At 47.1% G+C, this 20621-nt stretch carries 19 protein-coding genes, 1 pseudogene and 1 riboswitch; of the genes and pseudogenes, 17 read left to right on the forward strand and 3 right to left on the reverse strand.

The features are described 5' to 3' along the window. The 7 genes from uvrA to N4310_RS01895 all read left to right on the forward strand — a co-directional run. The coding region (gene uvrA / locus N4310_RS01865) for an excinuclease ABC subunit UvrA (RefSeq protein ID WP_262091865.1) at positions 1-2825 on the forward strand (2825 nt) is incomplete at its 5' end. 4 nt (positions 2826-2829) lie between these two features. Beyond that, positions 2830-3891, forward strand: a complete 1062-nt coding sequence (locus N4310_RS01870) for a M24 family metallopeptidase (RefSeq protein ID WP_160333266.1) — start codon at positions 2830-2832, stop codon at positions 3889-3891. 61 nt (positions 3892-3952) lie between these two features. After that, entirely contained in the window at positions 3953-4513 is a 561-nt protein-coding gene (gene efp / locus N4310_RS01875; RefSeq protein WP_160333267.1) for an elongation factor P, read from the forward strand. A 12-nt stretch (positions 4514-4525) separates the two neighbouring features. After that, positions 4526-4912 (forward strand): Asp23/Gls24 family envelope stress response protein, encoded by a 387-nt coding sequence (locus tag N4310_RS01880; protein WP_160333268.1) that lies wholly within the window; start codon positions 4526-4528, stop codon positions 4910-4912. Beyond that, a complete protein-coding gene (gene nusB / locus N4310_RS01885) occupies positions 4905-5339 on the forward strand; it encodes a transcription antitermination factor NusB (RefSeq protein WP_262091866.1) in 435 nt (144 codons plus the stop codon). The genes N4310_RS01880 and nusB overlap by 8 nt, the downstream gene beginning before the upstream one ends. Positions 5340-5556: 217 nt before the next feature. Further along, positions 5557-5784 (forward strand): garvicin Q family class II bacteriocin, encoded by a 228-nt coding sequence (locus tag N4310_RS01890; RefSeq protein ID WP_179925405.1) that lies wholly within the window; start codon positions 5557-5559, stop codon positions 5782-5784. Beyond that, positions 5785-6081, forward strand: a complete 297-nt coding sequence (locus tag N4310_RS01895) for a bacteriocin immunity family protein (protein ID WP_262091867.1) — start codon at positions 5785-5787, stop codon at positions 6079-6081. A 43-nt stretch (positions 6082-6124) separates the two neighbouring features. On the opposite strand, the gene thiT is transcribed toward N4310_RS01895, so the two are convergent. The 3 genes from thiT to N4310_RS01910 form a co-directional block, all read right to left on the reverse strand. Further along, entirely contained in the window at positions 6125-6679 is a 555-nt protein-coding gene (thiT, locus tag N4310_RS01900) for an energy-coupled thiamine transporter ThiT (protein WP_262091868.1), read from the reverse strand. A gap of 100 nt (positions 6680-6779) precedes the next feature. Then, positions 6780-6867: riboswitch (TPP riboswitch) on the reverse strand. A gap of 215 nt (positions 6868-7082) precedes the next feature. Further along, complete coding sequence (locus N4310_RS01905) at positions 7083-8036, reverse strand: LacI family DNA-binding transcriptional regulator (protein WP_160332677.1); 954 nt, start codon at positions 8034-8036, stop codon at positions 7083-7085. After that, positions 8026-9474 carry a sucrose-6-phosphate hydrolase gene (locus tag N4310_RS01910; RefSeq protein WP_262091869.1) on the reverse strand — a complete coding sequence of 483 codons (1449 nt, stop codon included), beginning with the start codon at positions 9472-9474 and terminating at the stop codon, positions 8026-8028. Before N4310_RS01910 ends, N4310_RS01905 begins: the two co-directional genes overlap by 11 nt. A 178-nt stretch (positions 9475-9652) precedes the next feature. Here N4310_RS01910 and N4310_RS01915 point away from each other — a divergent pair, with 178 nt between their 5' ends. The 10 genes and pseudogenes from N4310_RS01915 to recG all read left to right on the forward strand — a co-directional run. Continuing rightward, on the forward strand, positions 9653-11551 hold the full coding sequence (locus N4310_RS01915) for a sucrose-specific PTS transporter subunit IIBC (RefSeq protein WP_262091870.1): 1899 nt from the start codon (positions 9653-9655) through the stop codon (positions 11549-11551). 83 nt (positions 11552-11634) lie between these two features. Further along, on the forward strand, positions 11635-12516 hold the full coding sequence (gene scrK, locus N4310_RS01920; protein WP_160332680.1) for a fructokinase ScrK: 882 nt from the start codon (positions 11635-11637) through the stop codon (positions 12514-12516). Between the two features lies 1 nt (position 12517). Then, complete coding sequence (locus N4310_RS01925; RefSeq protein ID WP_179925412.1) at positions 12518-12931, forward strand: peptide deformylase; 414 nt, start codon at positions 12518-12520, stop codon at positions 12929-12931. A gap of 187 nt (positions 12932-13118) precedes the next feature. Further along, positions 13119-13606: pseudogene (locus N4310_RS01930) on the forward strand (ASCH domain-containing protein). Between the two features lie 43 nt (positions 13607-13649). Continuing rightward, a complete protein-coding gene (locus N4310_RS01935) occupies positions 13650-14015 on the forward strand; it encodes a hypothetical protein (RefSeq protein ID WP_262091871.1) in 366 nt (121 codons plus the stop codon). Positions 14016-14119: 104 nt separating this feature from the next. Next, entirely contained in the window at positions 14120-14650 is a 531-nt protein-coding gene (locus N4310_RS01940) for a PTS sugar transporter subunit IIA (RefSeq protein ID WP_262091872.1), read from the forward strand. A gap of 153 nt (positions 14651-14803) precedes the next feature. Further along, positions 14804-17320, forward strand: a complete 2517-nt coding sequence (gene secA, locus N4310_RS01945) for a preprotein translocase subunit SecA (protein ID WP_160332685.1) — start codon at positions 14804-14806, stop codon at positions 17318-17320. Between the two features lie 130 nt (positions 17321-17450). Continuing rightward, complete coding sequence (acpS, locus tag N4310_RS01950; protein ID WP_262091873.1) at positions 17451-17840, forward strand: holo-ACP synthase; 390 nt, start codon at positions 17451-17453, stop codon at positions 17838-17840. Continuing rightward, complete coding sequence (alr, locus tag N4310_RS01955; protein WP_262091874.1) at positions 17812-18918, forward strand: alanine racemase; 1107 nt, start codon at positions 17812-17814, stop codon at positions 18916-18918. Before acpS ends, alr begins: the two co-directional genes overlap by 29 nt. A 7-nt stretch (positions 18919-18925) precedes the next feature. Beyond that, positions 18926-20621: ATP-dependent DNA helicase RecG (recG, locus tag N4310_RS01960; protein WP_262091875.1), on the forward strand; the 1696-nt coding region annotated here is incomplete at its 3' end.

Raw genomic sequence — 20621 nt, forward strand, 5'->3', positions numbered from 1 at the left:
ATAAAATTGTTATTCATGGCGCACGCGCCCATAATTTAAAAAATATCGATGTGACCATCCCCCGTGACCAGCTGGTTGTTGTGACCGGCTTGTCTGGCTCGGGAAAGTCCAGCCTGGCATTTGACACCTTGTATGCGGAAGGACAGCGGCGTTATGTTGAATCCTTATCAGCCTATGCCCGTCAATTTTTAGGGAATATGGACAAGCCGGACGTGGATTCGATTGAAGGTCTCAGTCCTGCCATCTCCATCGACCAGAAAACAACCAGTAAAAATCCCCGTTCAACAGTCGGAACCATTACTGAAATTAATGATTACCTCCGCTTGCTTTATGCCCGTGTAGGGACTCCTTACTGTATCAATGGTCATGGAGCCATTGAGGCCTCTTCAGTTGAGCAGATTGTCGACCAGGTTTTGGAGTTGCCGGAAGGGCAGCGCCTGCAGGTTCTATCCCCTGTACTTCGTAAGAAGAAAGGGCAACATAAGAATCTCCTGGCTAAAATCCAAAAAGATGGCTATGTTCGAGTTCGCGTGGATGGAGACATCTATGATGTCACGGAAGTACCGGAGCTTTCAAAAAGCAAGAAGCACGATATTGAGATTGTTGTGGACCGGATTGTCCTTCGAGATGGGATTCGCTCTAGGCTCTTTGATTCCATCGAGGCAGCTCTCCGTTTGTCCGAAGGCTATCTGGTAATTGACACTATGGATGGCAAGGAGCTGCTCTTTTCGGAACACTATGCTTGTGCAGTTTGTGGTTTTACAGTTCCTGAGTTGGAACCGCGTCTTTTCTCCTTTAATGCTCCCTTTGGCTCTTGTTCTATCTGTGATGGTTTGGGGATGAAGTTAGAAGTAGACTTGGATATTGTTGTCCCTGATCCTGCTAAGACCTTACGAGAAGGTGCCCTGGCTCCCTGGAATCCGATTTCGTCTAACTACTATCCACAAATGTTGGAGCAGGCCATGACTGCCTTTGGTATTGACATGGATACCCCTTTTGAGGAGCTCTCGCAAGAGGACAAGGACTTGATTCTTTTTGGGTCTGGTGGCCGGGAATTTGCCTTCCACTATGAGAATGAGTTTGGTGGGGTTCGGGATATTGAAATTCCTTTTGAAGGGGTGGCCAATAATATTAGCCGTCGTTACCGGGAAACGAGCAGTGACTACACTCGAAATGTCATGCGGACCTATATGAATGAGCTGACCTGTGGAAGCTGTAAAGGTTATCGCTTGAATCCACCAGCTTTGTCGGTTCGTGTTGGTGGAGAGGATGGCTTGAATATCGGGCAGGTCTCAGATTTATCCGTTGCTGATCACTTGGCTTATGTTGAAGGTCTCACCTTAACCGAGACCGAGGCAACAATTGCTAAGCCGATTGTCAAAGAGATTCACGACCGTCTGTCCTTCCTCAACAATGTTGGTTTGAATTATCTGACCCTCTCACGGACAGCTGGCACCCTCTCTGGGGGAGAAAGTCAGCGGATTCGTCTGGCGACCCAAATTGGTTCCAACCTCAGTGGTGTCCTTTATATCTTGGATGAGCCATCGATCGGCTTGCACCAACGGGACAATGATCGTCTGATCGATAGCCTGAAGAAAATGCGGGATTTGGGGAATACTCTGATTGTCGTTGAGCATGACGAAGACACCATGTGGGCAGCGGACTGGTTGATTGATATTGGTCCAGGTGCAGGTGTGTTTGGTGGGCAGGTTGTGGCTGCAGGGACTCCAGACCAGGTGGCCCAGGATCCCAATTCCTTGACTGGTCAGTACCTATCTGGCAAACGCTCCATCCCAGTTCCTCAAGAACGCCGTCCGGGAAATGGCCAGACCATTGAGGTGACAGGGGCTAGTGAAAATAATCTGAAAAATGTTTCTGCTTCTTTCCCCCTAGGGAAATTTGTGGCTGTAACGGGGGTTTCTGGATCTGGTAAGTCGACCTTGGTCAACTCTATTCTTAAGAAGGCCATGGCCCAAAAGCTCAATCGCAACTCGGACAAACCAGGGAAATTTAAAACGATTACTGGGATTAACCAGGTCGAGCGGTTGATTGACATTGACCAGAGTCCCATTGGGCGGACACCCCGCTCCAATCCAGCGACCTATACAGGTGTCTTTGACGATATTCGGGATCTCTTTGCCCAAACCAATGAGGCGAAGATTCGAGGCTACAAGAAAGGTCGCTTTAGTTTTAATATCAAGGGAGGACGCTGTGAGGCCTGCTCTGGAGATGGGATTATCAAGATTGAGATGCACTTCCTCCCAGACGTCTATGTTCCCTGTGAGGTCTGTCATGGAACCCGTTACAACAGCGAAACCCTGGAAGTCCATTATAAAGAGAAAAATATTTCGGAAATCTTGGACATGACGGTGAACGATGCGGTTGACTTCTTCCAGCATATTCCAAAAATCCAGCGGAAGTTGCAGACCATTAAGGACGTCGGTTTGGGTTATGTGACCCTGGGGCAGCCAGCGACGACTCTGTCTGGTGGTGAGGCCCAACGGATGAAATTGGCTTCTGAATTGCATAAGCGCTCAAATGGTAAGTCTTTCTATATTTTGGATGAGCCGACCACTGGCTTACATACCGAAGATATTGCGCGTCTCTTGAAGGTTTTGGAGCGTTTTGTCGAAGAAGGAAATACGGTCTTGGTCATTGAACATAACTTGGATGTGATTAAAACGGCGGATCACATTATTGACTTGGGACCGGAAGGTGGAGTTGGCGGCGGTCAGATTGTCGCGGTTGGAACTCCGGAAGAAGTGGCAGCCAACCCTGCCAGTCATACAGGGCGTTATTTACAGGCAAAATTAGAGGGGGCTTAGGTTTATGAAACGATTGAAAAAATTACAGGCGGAGCTTGTGGCGCGTGGGTTGGATGGTTTTTTGGTGAATAATCTGACCAATATTTATTATTTAACAGGCTTTTCAGGTTCTAATGCGACCCTGTTTGTAGAGCCAGAGGCAGTGACCTTTTTCACCGATTCACGCTATACCCTAGCGGCTAAGGCGATCCTTGATCCAGCCATTGATTTTGTGGAAACACGTGCGGAACTGGCAGAGGTGGCAGGGATTGTCCAGGATCGAGGTTTGAAGCGGATTGGTTTTGAACCCAATGTACCGTATCATTATTACCAAGAGTTGGCCAAGCGTTTGGCAGACCAGGAACTGGTGGCGGAAGCCAATGTTGTGGAAGGTTTACGCTTGATCAAGGACGCATCTGAGATTGCGATTATCCAAGAAGCTTGTAAGATTTCTGATCAAGCCTTTATCGATGCCTTAGAGTTCATCAAGATTGGGCAAACAGAATTGGAAATTGCGACCTTCTTGGATTTCCGGATGCGGGAGTTAGGGGCGAGTGGTTTGTCCTTTGATTCGATTGTGGCTTCTGGTCCGAATTCTGCTATGCCGCATGCCCATCCAGGTCAGCGTCAGTTGGAGTCCGGAGATACTCTTACCTTGGATTTTGGTTGTGTCTTCCAACACTATGCATCCGACATGACCCGGACTATTTACCTAGACCATGTTCAGGATGAGCAGGCTGCTCTGCATCAATTGGTTTTGGATGCCAACCAGGCGGTTATTGCTCAAGCTAAGGCCGGAATGCTTTTGACAGACTTTGACCAGGCTGCTCGCTCTTTAATTGACCAGGCTGGCTATGGCCCAGCCTTTAGCCATTCAATTGGCCATGGGATGGGGCTCGAGGTCCATGAAGAACCCTTCTTCAGGGCTGGCTCAGAGGACCGGCTTCAATCTGGTATGGTCGTGACCGATGAGCCTGGTATTTACTTGGATGGCAAATATGGTCTGCGGATTGAAGATGACCTTTGGATCCAGGAAGAGGGGTGCCAGGTTTTAACCAAGGCGCCTAAGGAGCTGATCATCATTTGAGGTTTGCCTTGAATTGTGATAGAATGAAGAGAAAAAATTATAATTGAAGAGGTATTCAAGCATGATTGATGCAAGTAAATTAAGAGCTGGGATGACTTTCGTAGCGGCAGATGGAAAATTGTTGCGTGTATTGGAAGCCAGCCACCACAAACCAGGTAAGGGAAATACGGTTATGCGGATGAAGTTGCGCGATGTTCGTAGTGGTTCAACTTTTGACACGACTTACCGTCCAGATGAAAAATTCGAACAAGCGATTATCGAAAGTCGTACAGCGACTTACCTTTACCAAATGGATGATACAGCTTACTTCATGGATACAGAGAGCTTTGAGCAATATGAAATTCCAACTGTAGCTGTTCAAGATGAGCTGCGTTTCATTTTGGAAAACTCAGAAGTGAAAATCCAGTTCTACGGAACAGAAGTGATTGGGGTAACGGTACCGACAACAGTTGAATTGACGGTTACAGATACTCAACCTTCTATTAAAGGTGCTACTGTTACAGGTTCTGGTAAACCAGCGACACTTGAAACTGGTTTGGTGGTTAATGTTCCAGACTTTATCGAAATTGGTCAAAAATTGATTATCAATACCCAAGAAGGTACTTACGTATCCCGTGCCTAGAAAGGACCAGTTATGACGCAACAATCAGGTGACATTATTATTGCCCCTCGGGTCTTAGAAAAAATCATCGCGATTGCAACAGCTAAAGTGGATGGGGTCCATTCCTTTGCCAATAAAAACATGTCGGACAGCTTGATGAAAAATAGCTCTAGCCGGGGTGTTTATATTGAAAATATGCAGGCGGATGAAAAGGTTGTGGATATCTATCTCTACCTTGAATATGGGGTATCGGTCCCTAATCTGGCTTTGGAAATTCAAAAAACAGTCAAAACAGCTGTCCGGAATTATCTAGAGATGGAATTGGCTGCGGTGAATCTTCACGTGGCTGGTATCGTTCCTGAAAAAACACCGAAACCAGACTTGAAAGACCTTTTCAACGAGGACTTCCTAAATGGTTAAGGGACAACAGGAAACTCGTCGTGATTTACGTGAACGGGCCCTTCAAACTTTGATTGGTTTGGAGTTTCAAGAGGATTCTCTAGGCCTGGTCGCTTTTGCTTATAACTATGATAAGGAAGAAGTTGAAGAGGAACGTGAAGTTCCAGTCTTCCTCCTCAATCTTGTCCAGGGGGTTCAGAATCACCAGGCTGACTTGGATCAGAAAATTGCAGCCAAGTTGAAGGCTGGTTGGACTGTGGACCGCCTTACTTTAGTTGAGAAAAATATCCTGCGTCTCGGGCTCTTTGAAATGCTTTACTTTGAAGAAACCCCAGCTATCGTTGCTGTGAACGAAGCGGTAGAGTTGGCTAAGACCTTCTCAGAACCAAAATCAGCTGGCTTTATCAATGGGGTCTTGTCGGCCTATGTGGACGAAGCAGATGCTTAGGAATTAGAAAAGAGAGGTCGTCGCTGAGCCTCTCTTTTGTGTTTTAAGAGGAGAGTTCCTGAACTTTGGAATCCTCTCCTGTTTTTAATAAGGGAAATAATTTTGTTTGGAATTTTTTTAGAATTTTCCATTTAGGTCGTTTTCGAGTCATTTCAGAACATTCAGGTTTGAAGAAGGCCAATCTATGCTATACTCATAAGCAGATTGGAGGTAGTATATGAAGACTCATTCACTTTCTTTGTCTGATTTACAGCTGCTTGTGGCAGGGACTGCTGGAACTTGCAAGTTTGTGATGGCTGGTGCTAATGGCTATTCCTGTCGTTATCCTAATGGTCAATGGGACTATATTGTGACCAAATCACCATTTGAGGCTACCAAGGATACCGTTGTCAATGGTTGGATTTCCTCCATGGCTGGTGGCTATTGGTCAGGAAGGAGACCTTAAATGAAGGAAGAAGAATTGTTGGACGCTTACTACAACCTGTTATTAAGCTCAGATCTAGGTTCGGATGAGCGGGACTTGCTCCTTAGCTATAAGCAGGATTTGCTGCTTTCCAATAAAAACTGGAAATCCCATTTTTTGAACTTAGTTGAGGACATTCGTTGCCTGTCTTTACGGAAAATGAAACAAGAAAAATTGAGTCCAGATTTGGCAGACTTTTACAAAAAAGTAGCCTTTATGGGAAAAGTGGAAGAGGAACAAGCCAGAGGTTTGGCTTCTTTGGGGATCTTTTTCCATTGAGCTTAAAAGCCCTTCAGACCAAGTCTGAAGGGCTTTGTTTGGATTAACGGCCTTGGAAAAATTTTGGTTGTAAATAAAGAAGGGGATAGAGTACTACAAGGGTGACGAGTAGGGTTAAGCCACCTGCAGTAGCATTGACGGATAGGGAATAAAGAACCGGAGACATCCCTTCGGGAGCATAGTCTGACCAAAATAGAATCCCTGCCCAGAAGTGGAAGAGGTAACGAACCAAGATAGCAGTGATGGCTCCCAAGCTGGCTAGGCTAAAGGCTTTAGCGGTTTGTCCCTTGGCCAAGGCTTGCTTGAGCGGGGTAGAAAACAAGCCAGCTAAGCCCATTACTAAAAAGGCGAAAATATACTCAATCAGGACCTGGGGGATGCTGAGATAGTAGACCTTAGATAGTAAGAAATGAAGTAGTCCCCAGCAGAGTCCCGCTAAAAGCCCAGCTTTTAAGCCACGGCGTAGGGAAAAAAGGATGAGAGGGATAGTTCCGAAGGAAGGGGTAAACCAGGAAGCAAAATCTGGTAGTAAAGAAAGACTCATGGCAAGGGCTGCAAAGATGGCAGCCTCAGTCAAGACAAGCATATTTTTGGACATAAAAAACTCCTTTCGCAAAAGCCAAGGAGTGGTAAGGTCATGGATTAGTAGACTCGTTCTAGCGAAACTTCTATCAAATCAGGTGTTTAATTGAGATAGAGCTTCAGTCTTAACATTTTCCTGCGACAGTCCTAACTGTATCAGGTTCCATGGGTATAATCTCAGCCTCAGCACCCCAAATGTTTCATCTGTTTCAGTCTAGCATAGAAAGCGCTTAAATACAAGAAAAATGCCCCTAAACCAGGGATTCTTAGAGAAGGTTGAATATGAAAGCAGTTTTGGATAGAAATTTACTGAGAAAAGGGATAGGAGAGTTCTTTTGAGTAGCAACAAAACCACCTCATCCTTCCAGGATTTGACACAGATTGTTGGAAGGATGAGGTGGTTTCAATTTCAACGAGTCTTAATTTCTGGGGCTTGCTAGGAGACTAACAGGGAGAATGTAGCCGCTGTGGTCCATAACCTGTCCCTTGATGCGTTTGAGTAGGATTTCCACCAGTAGCTCTGCCATTTCCGCGATGGGTTGTTTGATGGTGGTTAGCTGGGGATGGTAGTGTTCGACATAGTGGGTTCCGTCGTAGCCGACCACTTCCAGATCCAGTTGCATGCTTTGAGCAATATTTTGGACTTGGATAGCGGTTAAGTCATCTGAGGCGAAGATGCCATCCGGGAGCTTATCTCGGAGAATCTGGCGGATTTCCATTTCCTTCCGCTGGGTACTGTAGTGGGAGGGGAGATTGATGATGGGAGCCTCGGGGAGGACGCTGGAGAAGCCGGCGTGGCGGAGGCTGGTTGGGGAATTGGAATTGTCATTTCCTGTTAGCATGAGGATGTTGCTGGCTCCGGTTTTTAGGAGGTAGTTGGCGGCAATTTTGCCACCGCTATAGTTATCCGATGCGACGACCGGAATGTCTGGGGAGAGGTTGCGGTCAAAAGCCACGATGGGAGCGGAGACTTGATTGTAATCCTCGATTCCCAGATTGTGGCTGGAGGAAATAATCCCGTCTACTTGATTGGCTTCCAACATTTCCAGGTATTCTTTTTCCTTTTCAGGTTCTCCTTGGCTGTTGCAGATAATGGTTTTATAGCCTTGTTTGAAAAGTTCTGCTTCGAGGGCATCGATGAGCTCGGCATAGAATACATGACCCAGTTTTGGGAAAATCAAGCCGACCAGTTTGGCGGATTTTCCTTGTAGGCTGCGGGCCATGTTGTTGGGCTTATAGCCGAGCTCCCGCATACTTTGGTTGACCTTGTCAATGGTTTTTTGAGACAGGTAACCTTTGCGGTTGATGACACGAGAGACTGTAGTTGGGCTGACGCCAGCATGTTCGGCGACATCCGTTAGTTTAACGGCCATGGTTTGCGAGTGGATAGTAGTGCCCAGTTACTTGTCCCTTGGTCTGATAGCAACCTGTTTGGTCCTGACCCGGGAAGGCCCGGCCAGAGAGCACAAATTCGCCATCGTTGATAAAGATTTCAAAGGTGGATTGATCCACAAAAATCCGGAGCATGGTTTCCCCTTCTGGGAGGTCGAGACTGCGACTTTCTCCGTGTTCGAGGTCAAAGCGGTGAGCCAAGCCTGAACGGTCAACGGTCAGGCGACCTGCTTGACGGTCGATTTGGATTTGGAGACCTTCTTTGGCTGGATTGGCAAAAAGCACCAGGGTCGCATCGTCTTGCGCAGCGATAGTGAGCTCTAACTCATAACGATTGTTGGTTTCGAGGCGGTCAGCCCAGGTTTCCTGTCCTTGACGAAGATCTGTGATAGCTTCAACGGGTTCTTGATAGAGTTTCCCATCTTTTAGACTTAATTTTTTGACCAGAGACATACAACCTTGGTGTTCATAGTGATCGGACGGGTAGCTGATATCTGGCAAGCCCATCCAGGAGATGGCATAGGCTGTTCCGTCAGGAGCATTGAAGCCCTGAGTGGCATAGGTTTCAAATCCGTAGTCCAACTGCATTAGAGGACCAACATTGACCATTTGTGCCGTGGTCCTGTCAAACGATTGACCGATCTTATAGAGGTTAGGATAGATATTTTGGTAATCAAAAATTTCCTTGTCTAAGCCCTGTGGACAGTAGAGGAGGACCGGTTGCTGGTCAATAAAGACAAGATTTGGACACTCCATCATGTAGGCGGTACGGTCATTGGCAAAATCCAAATCACCAACGGCGCCCCAGTTGCGGATATCCTTATCCTCAGCCTTGTAGAGACGGACAAAGCCTTTTTGGTCCAAGTCTTGCCCACCGACGATGGCATAATAATCTTCTTCCAATTGGAAGATTTGTGGGTCACGGAAGTGATCGGTCGCATCACTCGGCTGCTCAATCAGCACCTGATCGATTTTTTCCAAAGTGCCATCGCGATGCAAGAGAGCGCCAATTTGTTTGGGATGGCGAATCCAGTTCTCGTCGCGGACATTTCCGGTGTAAAAGAGGAAGAGCTGGTCTGCGACCTGTAGGGCGGACCCGGAATAAGCGCCATGGCTGTCAAGTGGGGTGTCAGGAAGAATTTTGAGACCGGTCTCCTTAAAGATTACGAGGTCGTCACTCTCCAATTGTACCCATTGCTTGAGTCCGTGGGCTGCTCCAAAAGGGAAGTTCTGGTAAAAGAGAATCCACTTCCCGTCAAAATAGGAGAATCCATTGGGGTCGTTGAGTAGTCCAGTAGCAGGTTCAACGTGGTAGTGGTTGTGCCATGGGGACTGGGCATTGAGTTCTTTCAGGTCTTGAACTTCTTGTTCTGTCCAGTCTTCATAACGTTTGTAACGTAATTCGGTAGTCCATTTCATAAAAGCGCCTCCATAGTTTTTGCTATTTTATAGTAAATGTTTTCCTAAGAAAAATCAAGGGTTTACCTCCTCAAAAATATTTTTTCTGCAAAACGATTGACATATTTCGCAGATGTGGTAGAATAACAAGTGACAAAACGGTGAACCGTTTTCAAAACTAAAACAAGGAGTTGTTATAATGGATAACAAGCAGATTGCCCAATCCGTAATCGAAGCGCTTGGTGGACAAGAAAACGTGAATAGTGTTGCCCACTGTGCCACTCGTCTACGGGTTATGGTCAAAGATGAGTCCAAAATCGACAAATACACAGTTGAGAAATTGGACAAGGTTCAAGGAGCCTTCTTTAACTCTGGTCAATACCAAATCATCTTTGGTACTGGTACTGTTAATAAAATTTATGAGGAAGTTGTAGCTTTGGGACTTCCAACTAGCTCAACTGGGGAGCAGAAAGCTGAAGCAGCCAAGCAAGGGAACTGGTTCCAACGCTCTATCCGGACCTTCGGTGACGTGTTTGTTCCAATCTTGCCTGCGATCGTTGCGACTGGTCTTTTCATGGGGATTCGTGGTGCGATTACTAACGATGCGGTTCTTGGCTTATTTGGAACCACTTCAGAAGCTTTCTCAAGCACAGACTTCTACTTGTGGACTCAGGTTCTAACTGATACCGCCTTTATCTTCTTCCCAGCCTTGATTGCTTGGTCTGCCTTCCGTGTCTTTGGCGGAAATCCAGTCATCGGGATTGTCTTGGGCTTGATGATGGTTAGTCCAGCCCTTCCAAATGCTTGGGCGGTTGCTTCAGGAGATGCAGAACCCTTGATGTTCTTTGGCTTTATCCCCGTTGTTGGCTACCAGAACTCAGTGTTGCCAGCCTTCTTCATTGGTTTGCTTGGTGCTAAGCTAGAGAAGTGGTTGCACAAAAAAGTGCCAGATGTTTTGGACCTCTTGTTGGTACCATTTATAACCTTCTTGGTGATGTCTGTTCTTGGTTTGTTTGTGATTGGACCTGTTTTCCACTCGGTTGAAAACATCGTCCTTGCAGCAACAACAGCAATCTTGGCCTTGCCATTTGGTCTTGCAGGATTGATTCTAGGTGGAGTTCACCAGTTGATCGTGGTTACAGGTGTTCACCATATTTTCAACCTCTTGGAAGCGCAGTTGATTTCAAATACTGGTCGCGATCCATTTAACGCCATCATTACAGCAGCTATGTCTGCGCAAATGGGGGCAACTCTTGCGGTTGGTGTGAAGACCAAAGATAAAAAGCTCAAAGCTCTGGCCTTCCCAGCAGCCCTATCTGCCAGCTTGGGAATTACTGAACCAGCAATTTTCGGGGTTAACCTTCGTTTCGGTAAACCATTTGTAATGGGATTGATCGCCGGTGCAGCTGGTGGTTGGTTGGCATCTATCTTGAACCTTGCAGGAACAGGATTTGGAGTGACGATTATCCCTGGTACCCTTCTTTACCTAAACGGTCAGCTCTTGCAGTATGTCCTTATGGTTGCTGTATCAACGGGTCTTGGATTCGCCCTTACTTATTCTTTCGGCTATAAGGAAGAACAAGAAGAGGTTGCGGAAGTCGATGAGGCTGTTGAAGCAGCGCAAATGGTTGGTTTGCAGAATGAAGCTGTCGCAACTCCTGTTGAAGGAGAAACTGTAGCGCTTGAAACGGTTAATGATCCAGTCTTCTCAAGCGGTGCAATGGGCAGCGGAATTGCTATCAAACCAAGCCAAGGTGTGGTTTACGCACCAGCAGATGCAACAGTTACTGTGGCCTTTGAAACAGGTCATGCTTACGGTTTGAAAACAGACAAGGGTGCAGAACTCTTGATCCACGTGGGAATTGATACCGTTTCAATGGCTGGTAAAGGATTTGAACAGAAAGTTCAATCTGGCGCTAAAGTTAAAGCAGGGGATGTCTTGGGAACCTTCGATGCTGCAGCGATTGCGGAAGCGGGTCTGGAAGATACAACCATGTTTATCGTAACTAATACGGCTGAATATGAACAAGTAGCTCCAGTAGCAGCTGGACAAACTGTTCAAAAAGGTTCAGAAGTTCTTAGCCTTTCTGCTAAATAAGTGTTACTATAAAAGGCCGAGACAACTGTCTCGGCCTTCCTTATGTCAAGAATCATAAAAAATTGAAATTAGGAGGATCTTGTATGTCTGAAAAATTATATGCCAGCTTAGAAGCTGGTGGAACGAAGTTTGTCTGTGCTGTCGGAAACAGTAACTTTGAAGTCGTGGAAAAAATCCAATTTCCAACTACAACACCTGCTGAAACGATTGGACAAGCGATTGACTTTTTCTCAAAATTTGACCTAGCTGGTTTGGCGATTGGTTCTTTTGGACCATTGGATATTGCCCATAGTTCTGAAACCTATGGCTATATCACAACAACTCCGAAACCTCATTGGGCTAATGTGGACTTGTTGGGGCCTTTTAAAGAGGCTTTGAATATTCCCGTTTATGTGACAACAGATGTAAACTCATCAGCTTTTGGTGAAATTGTTGCGCGTAACCACCAAGTGAAAAACCTTGTTTATTACACCATCGGTACTGGCATCGGTGCAGGTGTTATTCAAGATGGGATATTTATCGGAGGGCAAGGACACCCTGAAATGGGCCATGTACCTGTGGCTGTGCATGACCTGGATCGGAAAGCTGGTTTTGAAGGAATTTGTCCCTTCCATGGTGACTGTTTGGAAGGGATGGCAGCTGGACCAAGTCTGGAAGCCAGAACCGGTATCCGAGGTGAGAATATTCCTTTGGATTCGGATGTCTGGGATATTCAAGCTTCCTATATTGCCCAGGCAGCAGTGCAGGCAACCTTGACCTTCCGCCCACAAGTGATTGTATTTGGAGGTGGAGTTATGGCTCAAGAACACATGGTCGAGCGAGTTCACAAGCAATTTGAAAAAATGCTCAATGGCTACCTACCTGTGCCAGATCTAAAAGACTATATCGTTACCCCAGCTGTAGCTGACAATGGTTCCGCAACCCTTGGAAACTTTGTCTTGGCTAAAGAAGTGAGTGAGTCCTAAGATGGCTCCAGAAATCATTCGAGATCAGGTCTTTCTAAGCCAGCCGTCACTTCCTGTCACACCCATGGACATCGGCCTAGCCGACTCTCTACGGGCGGCCCTAGCAGCCAACCGCGAGCGTTGTGTGGGCTTGGCCGCCAATATGATTGGCCACCAGAAACAAGCCATGATTATTAGCCTGGCACCAGGTCTCGATTTGGTTCTCTTTAACCCAACCATCCTGAGCCAGTCTGAACCCTACCAGACAGAGGAAGGCTGTTTATCCCTAGACGGCATTCGGCCAACAAAACGTTATCGGAAAATCCAGATTACCTATTGGGATCAAAACTTTCAACAGCAGGAACTGGATCTGGAAGGTTTTCCAGCCCAAATCTTCCAGCATGAATGGGATCATTTTCAGGGAATCTTGATTTAGGGCACCTCTAAAAAACCCAGTTTTTCTTCAAATTGAATCACTCAAACCTTGATAAATCAACATTTAGATTTTCAGAAATTTAGTTTTTAGGCTCGGGTTCATTAGCCCCTTTTCTTATTTCTGGACCTTTTGAATCTCCTAGACCTTTTTCATGCTATACTGAAGATATCTGAAAGGAGGATCAAATATGAGTCCGAGTGAATTGTGGCAGGCTTATTTATTGATCAATCCAACTGCGGGTTCGTAACCAGAGGCTTGGGCCTTTGGAGCGGAGGCTGATCGACTAGCGGGCTTGGTGTTGGCGGGCCAAAAGACGGCGACTAGCTCTGCTTATGACTTGTATCAATTGGCGGGGGAAGACCTACCAAAGGAGGGGGGCTATGACATTCTTTTAGATGGTCAGGGACAGGCTCTTGCTGTTTTGGCAACTCGTAAGGTCTATGTCTGTCCTTTTGATCAAGTCACGGAGGAACATGCTTACCAGGAGGGGAGTATGAGCCCTTGCCAGGAGAGTCAGCAGATCTAGAATCATTTAAGGTAGCCAGTCTGCTTCATTGGCGGCAGGTGCATGAGGATTTTTTTATAGTAGCTTTAATGGAAGCGGGCTTGAATTTTTCAGAAAAGATGTTGGTTGTTTGTGAAGAATTTGAACTGGTTTACCGCCCTGAAGATTAGGGAGGGCTGAACAACCACTGAGAGGTAGAATTCGCCAAGGAGTATGCCTGCAATTCAGGGGAAAGTGTCACCGTCTTCGGCTGAATCACTAGAGGATGTAGAAGCAACCGCGATCAGTATCTATGTTCCGATTTCCAAGCATGTTTTTCATTTATTAACAGTACCGCAAGGCAAGTATGAACTTTTTGTAACCATTGAGGTTGATGATGGTGGTTATCCAGCGGATATTTTTATCGATAGCATCTCGGGTGCGATTGATGTGATTGTTCCGGAGCCTTTTGATGGGGATTACCAGATTGATCTGCATAATGGAGCGCGGTTGTTAGAGATGCCCTCAACAACGCACAGGAGTCCTCGTAAAATTCGTATTGTTGCTTATAGAGATGTTCGGATTAAAATAGGAGACTAGCGGGGGTCCATCCTCGGTCGACTTGTAGCCCTTCAAACCTTGACATTTGGTCAAAAGATGATACTATAAAGTCAAGTTATAAAACGTTTACAGAGGTGATGGGAATGGCTGAAAAATCATGGTTTCAGAAACGAATTGGTTCTTTATTTACGAGTAAGGAAATGGAGACCAGTGGTGAGGTTGTTGTAGCGAGTCCCCTTGAGGGACTGGTCTTGCCCTTGGAAGAGGTTAGTGATCCTGTTTTTGCGAGTGGAGCTATGGGTAGAGGTTTTGCAGTTAAGCCGGAGAGCGACCTCGCTTACGCACCTGTGAGTGGTGAAGTGACCATTGCTTTTGAGACGGGGCATGCTTATGGTTTGCGCACCGATCAAGGAGTGGAGCTATTGATTCACATTGGGATTGATACGGTGTCCTTAGAGGGGGCAGGTTTTGATGCCCGTGTCAAACAGGGACAGCAAGTTGAAGCCGGTGAGGTCTTGGTCCAGTTTGATCGAGAAGTTATTGCCCAAGCTGGTTTGGAAGCGACAACGATGATTATCGTGACGAATCCAGCTGACTATTCTCAGATGGAGCGGTTAGCCCCTGAGACTGTGAAAGAGGGAGAAGCCCTGTTTGTTTTGAAGCGACCAGAATAAGAGGTCAAAGAGCTGTTCATCACGGGCAGCTTTTTTTGTCAGCCCAGCTGGATTGGTTGGAAAGTCTTTTTTCATTTTCGGCTAAGAATTTTCAAGATGTCCTAGATTATGGTATAATGAAAGGCAGTAAAAAATCAATAAGTAAGGAAAACGATGGCAAATTTATTAAAATCCATTATTGAAAACGACCGGGGAGAACTCCGGAAAATTGAACGAATGGCAGACCGTGTTTTTTCCTATGAAGAGGAAATGGCTGCTCTTACGGATGAGGAACTCAAGGCTAAAACCGATGAGTTTAAAGAGCGGTATGACGAAGGTGAGTCCCTAGATGATCTTTTGTATGAAGCCTTTGCGGTTGTCCGTGAAGGTGCTAAACGGGTACTTGGGCTTTTTCCTTATAAGGTACAGGTTATGGGGGGGATTGTGCTCCATCATGGCGATGTACCGGAGATGCGGACGGGGGAAGGAAAGACCCTGACCGCGACCATGCCGGTTTACCTCAATGCCATTTCTGGTGAAGGGGTTCACGTTGTTACAGTTAATGAGTATCTGAGTGAGCGGGATGCAACTGAGATGGGTGAACTCTACTCGTGGTTGGGTCTTTCTGTAGGGATCAACTTGGCTTCTAAGTCACCGATGGAGAAGCGTCAAGCCTATGCCTGTGACATCACTTATTCTACGAATGCCGAGATTGGTTTTGACTACTTGCGGGACAACATGGTGGCGCGTCCGGAAGATATGGTTCAACGCCGTTTGAATTACGCCTTGGTTGATGAGGTCGATTCTATCCTGATTGATGAGGCTCGGACGCCTTTGATTGTATCGGGGCCGGCTTCTTCTGAAACCAACCAGTTGTATTACTTAGCGGATCGCTATGTTAAAACCTTGAACGAGGATGACTACATTATTGATGTACCATCCAAGACTATTGGTTTGTCTGATTCTGGGATTGACAAGGCCGAAGCCTACTTCAAGCTAGACAACCTCTATGACATTGAGCATGTAGCCTTGACCCACTTTATTGACAATGCGCTGCGGGCCAACTACATCATGACCTTGGATATTGACTATGTGGTCAGTCCAGAACAAGAGATTCTGATCGTCGACCAATTTACAGGTCGGACCATGGAAGGACGCCGTTTTTCTGACGGTTTGCACCAAGCCATTGAGGCCAAGGAAGCGGTTCCGATTCAAGATGAAAGTAAAACATCGGCTTCGATTACCTACCAGAACCTCTTCCGGATGTATAAAAAGCTATCTGGAATGACCGGGACGGGTAAAACGGAAGAAGAAGAGTTTCGTGAAATTTACAATATTCGGATTATCCCAATTCCAACCAACCGTCCTGTACAGCGGATTGACCATCCAGACTTGCTTTACCCAAGTCTAGAAGCTAAATTTAAGGCCGTGGTTGAAGAAGTCAAGTACCACTATGAGAAACGCCAACCAGTTCTTGTTGGTACGGTTTCGGTTGATACAAGTGACTACCTGTCTCAAAAATTGGTAGCAGCCGGTATCCCTCATGAAGTTTTGAATGCAAAAAACCATTACAAGGAAGCTCAAATCATCATGAATGCGGGCCAACCTGGTGCTGTTACGATTGCCACTAACATGGCTGGACGGGGAACCGACATCAAGTTGGGAGAAGGAGTCCGTGAAAATGGTGGACTCTGCGTAATTGGAACTGAGCGTCATGAAAGTCGTCGGATTGATAACCAGCTGCGGGGACGGGCTGGTCGTCAAGGAGACCCAGGAGAATCACAATTCTACCTCTCCCTCGAAGATGATTTGATGCGTCGTTTTGGTTCAGAACGGATTAAAGCTCTTTTGGATCGGATGAACTTGTCCGAAGAGGAATCTGTGATTCGCTCTGGGATGTTGACCCGTCAAGTGGAAGCGGCTCAGAAGCGAGTTGAAGGGAACAACTACGACACTCGTAAACAGGTCTTGCAGTATGACGATGTGATGCGGGAACAGCGGGAGATCATTTATCGGGAACGGTATGATGTGATTTCTGCTGACCGGGACTTGGCTCCTGAGATCCATGCCATGATTCGTCGGACCATCAAACGCCAAGTGGAGAACCATAGCCGTTCTTCTAAGGAAGAGCGCTTAGAAGCACTTTACAATTTTGCCCATTATTGCCTTGTTCCGGAAGATGAAATCGAAAAAGAAGATTTGGAAGGTCTTTCAGATGCGGCCATGGTCGATTATCTCTACGACTTGGCGATGGATGTTTACGATGACCAGGTTGCTAAATTGCAAGATGATTCTGCGGTTAAGGAATTCCAGAAGGTCTTGATTCTACGAGTTGTTGATAACAAGTGGACAGATCATATCGATGCCTTGGACCAACTCCGGAATGCCGTTGGTTTGCGGGGATATGCCCAAAACAATCCAGTCGTAGAATACCAGTCTGAAGGTTTCCGCATGTTCAATGACATGATTGCATCCTTGGAGTATGATGTGACTCGTTTAATGATGAAGGCACAGATCCATCAACAAGAACGTCCTCGGGCCGAGCATAAGATTACAACAACTGCAACCCGCAATATTGCCGCAGAAGGTAAGGAATTACCAGGAGATATTGATTTAAACCAGGTTGGTCGTAACGATCTTTGCCCTTGTGGATCTGGTAAACGATTTAAAAACTGTCATGGACAGCGCTAAAATGGCTTAACAGGCTCGAGTTGGTTATAGACTCCAGCAGAATGTGACTGGCAGCAGGCCTCAAGGCATTGTAGAATTAAATGGAAGGAGTGTGGGCAGTCAAGCTCCACTCCTTTTTGCAGGTAAGAAGATGATTATTGGACATGGGATAGATATGGAGGACTTGGCTTCGATTGCCAAGGTAGTGGAAAAGAAGCCACGCTTTGCGAGTAAGGTGTTAAGGCCCGCAGAGCTAGCTGTTTATGAAAGCTTGAGCCCGAGACGCCAGCTGGAGTATTTGGGGGGGCGCTGGACGGCTAAGGAAGCCTTCGCCAAGGCCTGGGGAACCGGGATTGGTGCAGGACTCTTGCGCTTTCAAGATTTAGAGATTTTAAACAGGGAAAATGGGGCTCCATATTTTTCAAAAGCCCCCTTTGCCGGGAGCATCTGGATTTCTATTAGCCATACCAAAACAATGGTTCAAGCCAGTGTCATTTTAGAGGAGGTAAGCCATGAAAACGAGTCCCCATCGGCCGACTAAGGCAGTTATTGCACTAGATGCCATCGCCTATAATATTGAGCAGGTTGCTAGCCAATTACCGGTAGGAACCCTGCGAATGGCTGTGGTCAAGGCCAATGCCTATGGCCATGGAGCAGTTGCGGTCTCTCATTATATCCAAGGGATCGTAGATGCCTTTGGCGTTTCAAACATTGATGAGGCCTTGGAGTTGCGGGAAACAGGGATTACAAAAGATATTTTGGTCCTAGGGGTGACAGCCTATGCGGCGGTGTCTCTGGCCCAGGAGCACGACATTTGCTTGACAGTGGCTAGTAGCGACTGGGTGCAAGAACTCTTGAGTTTGGGGCAGAGCCTGGACGGCTTACGGGTCCATCTGAAGGTTGATTCTGGTATGGGGCGGATTGGTTTCCGGTCGGCAGCTGAAGTCCAGCAAGCCCAGCAGGCCTTGCAGACCCAAGGCGTGCGAGTGGAAGGTATTTTTACCCATTTTGCGACTGCTGATGAAGTGGATACAGCCTATTTTGATGAGCAGGAGCAGCGCTTTGCCAGCCTCTTAGCGGAGCTGGACCAAGTTCCAGCTCTGGTGCATACTTCTAATTCTGCAACCAGCATTTGGCATCCTGAGACGGTCTTGAACATGGTGCGCTTGGGCAATATTATTTATGGTATGAATCCGAGTGGTGGTCTTTTGGAACTTCCTTTTGAAATCAAAGCAGCCTTGTCTTTGGAATCCGAACTGGTCCATGTAAAAAAAATCGCTTCCCAGCAAGGCGTGGGTTATGGAAAAACCTATATGAGCCAAGAGGAAGAGTATATTGGGACGCTTCCGTTGGGCTATGCCGATGGTTGGACGCGGGACATGCAGGATTTTCATGTCCTGGTTGACGGTGTCTTTTGCCCCATTGTCGGCCGCGTTTCAATGGATCAACTGACCATTCGTTTGCCTAAGGCCTATCCGCTTGGAACCAAGGTCGTTTTGATTGGGACCAGTGGTCAGGAGGCCATTGATGTGACCCAAGTCGCAGACTATCGTGGGACCATTAACTATGAAGTTGTTTGTTTGTTGAGTGATCGTATTCCTCGAGTTTATCGGAAATAGGTGATCTATGAATTTGCATCAACCCTTAACCGTTTTAGCTGGTGTTGGTCCTAAGTCGGCAGAAAAATGGACGCGTCTGGGGATCCAGACCCTGCAAGATTTACTCTTGTATTTTCCCTTTCGTTACGAAGATTTCAAAAATAAGTCGGTATTTGATCTAGAGGATGGTGAAAAGGCCGTCTTGTCTGGCCAGGTAGTTCGTCCGGCCAGTGTACAGTATTATGGCTACAAGCGGAACCGCGTGCGTTTTTCCATCCAACAAGACCAGGTGGTGATTGGTGTTAACTTTTTTAACCAACCCTATCTGGCAGACAAGATTCAAATGGGGGCGACGGTGGCTGTCTATGGCAAGTGGGATCAAGCCAAGAATAGTCTGACCGGCATGAAATTTCTGACCCAGATTGACCAGGAGTTGCAGCCGGTCTACCATGTGGCTCAAGGGATTTCCCAGGCCAGCTTGGTGAAGTTAATTCGCCAGGCTATAGATGAGGGGCTCCATCACTTATTGGAGGAGAATTTACCCCAGACCTTGCGGGACCGCTACCGCCTCTTGGACCGGGTTAGGGCAGTTGAGTACATGCACTTCCCCCCAGATTTGCCAGCTTATAAGCAAGCTTTACGGCGGATTAAGTTTGAAGAGCTCCTCTATTTTCAATTGCCTTTGCAGCTCCTAAAAAGAGAGCAAGGCCAGGTTGGGGAGGGGGAAATCCTGGCTTATTCACCGGATCTCCTGGCCCAGGCGAAGGATCAACTCCCTTTTTCCCTGACTCAAGCCCAGGAGCAGGTCTTGCAGGATATTTTGGCAGACATGGCTAGTGACCGGCAGATGAGCCGCTTGCTGCAGGGAGATGTGGGAAGTGGAAAAACGATTGTCGCTGCCTTGGCCATGTATGCCGCTTTTACCGCCGGCTACCAAGCAGCTCTGATGGTGCCAACGGAAATCTTGGCGGAACAGCACATGGAGAGCTTGAATCAGCTCTTCCCAGAGGTGCCTAAGGTCTTACTCAAGGGGAGTCAGACGGGGACTGTTAGACGAGAGGTCTTGGAAGAAATCGCGTCTGGGCAGGCAGCTTTTGTGATCGGGACCCATGCCCTCATTCAGGAGGGCGTGACCTATCGGCGCCTGGGTTTGATCATTGTCGACGAGCAGCACCGCTTTGGAGTCAAGCAAAGACGGGCCTTACGGGAGAAGGGACTGCGGCCGGATGTTCTCATGATGACCGCAACGCCCATCCCACGTACTCTGGCCATCACAGCCTATGGTGACCTCGATGTCTCGGTCATTGACCAGTTGCCAGCAGGACGCAAACCGATTATTACCCGCTGGGTCAAGCATGAGCAACAGGACCAGGTCTACAGCTGGTTAAAGGAGAAAATCGGCAAGGAAGGGGCCCAGGCCTATGTGATTTCCCCTTTAATCGAAGAATCCGAAGCTCTGGATTTAAAAAATGCCCAAGACCTACAAAGTGAATTACAAGCCTTCTTGGGACAGGATATTCAAGTTGGCCTACTCCACGGTCGGATGAAGGCGGTTGAGAAGGACCAGGTTATGGATCGCTTTAAAGCTGGAGAGTTGAATGTCCTGGTCTCCACAACAGTGATCGAGGTCGGGGTCAATGTCCCCAATGCTTCCATTATGATCATTGTTGATGCCGACCGCTTTGGCCTTAGCCAGCTCCACCAGCTCCGCGGCCGAGTCGGCA

Source organism: Streptococcus danieliae (assembly GCF_025447695.1).
GTDB lineage: Bacteria > Bacillota > Bacilli > Lactobacillales > Streptococcaceae > Streptococcus > Streptococcus danieliae.

Coding starts and splice junctions, on each gene's coding strand:
- scrK (WP_160332680.1), top strand. CDS start 11,635: ATGTCTGAAAAATTATATGCCAGCTTAGAAGCTGGTGGAACGAAGTTT.
- N4310_RS01880 (WP_160333268.1), top strand. CDS start 4,526: ATGACGCAACAATCAGGTGACATTATTATTGCCCCTCGGGTCTTAGAA.
- alr (WP_262091874.1), top strand. CDS start 17,812: ATGAAAACGAGTCCCCATCGGCCGACTAAGGCAGTTATTGCACTAGAT.
- N4310_RS01940 (WP_262091872.1), top strand. CDS start 14,120: ATGGCTGAAAAATCATGGTTTCAGAAACGAATTGGTTCTTTATTTACG.
- nusB (WP_262091866.1), top strand. CDS start 4,905: ATGGTTAAGGGACAACAGGAAACTCGTCGTGATTTACGTGAACGGGCC.
- N4310_RS01910 (WP_262091869.1), bottom strand. CDS start 9,474: ATGAAATGGACTACCGAATTACGTTACAAACGTTATGAAGACTGGACA.
- thiT (WP_262091868.1), bottom strand. CDS start 6,679: ATGTCCAAAAATATGCTTGTCTTGACTGAGGCTGCCATCTTTGCAGCC.
- N4310_RS01905 (WP_160332677.1), bottom strand. CDS start 8,036: ATGGCCGTTAAACTAACGGATGTCGCCGAACATGCTGGCGTCAGCCCA.
- N4310_RS01870 (WP_160333266.1), top strand. CDS start 2,830: ATGAAACGATTGAAAAAATTACAGGCGGAGCTTGTGGCGCGTGGGTTG.
- N4310_RS01895 (WP_262091867.1), top strand. CDS start 5,785: ATGAAGGAAGAAGAATTGTTGGACGCTTACTACAACCTGTTATTAAGC.
- efp (WP_160333267.1), top strand. CDS start 3,953: ATGATTGATGCAAGTAAATTAAGAGCTGGGATGACTTTCGTAGCGGCA.
- N4310_RS01890 (WP_179925405.1), top strand. CDS start 5,557: ATGAAGACTCATTCACTTTCTTTGTCTGATTTACAGCTGCTTGTGGCA.
- N4310_RS01935 (WP_262091871.1), top strand. CDS start 13,650: ATGCCTGCAATTCAGGGGAAAGTGTCACCGTCTTCGGCTGAATCACTA.
- N4310_RS01925 (WP_179925412.1), top strand. CDS start 12,518: ATGGCTCCAGAAATCATTCGAGATCAGGTCTTTCTAAGCCAGCCGTCA.
- acpS (WP_262091873.1), top strand. CDS start 17,451: ATGATTATTGGACATGGGATAGATATGGAGGACTTGGCTTCGATTGCC.
- N4310_RS01915 (WP_262091870.1), top strand. CDS start 9,653: ATGGATAACAAGCAGATTGCCCAATCCGTAATCGAAGCGCTTGGTGGA.
- secA (WP_160332685.1), top strand. CDS start 14,804: ATGGCAAATTTATTAAAATCCATTATTGAAAACGACCGGGGAGAACTC.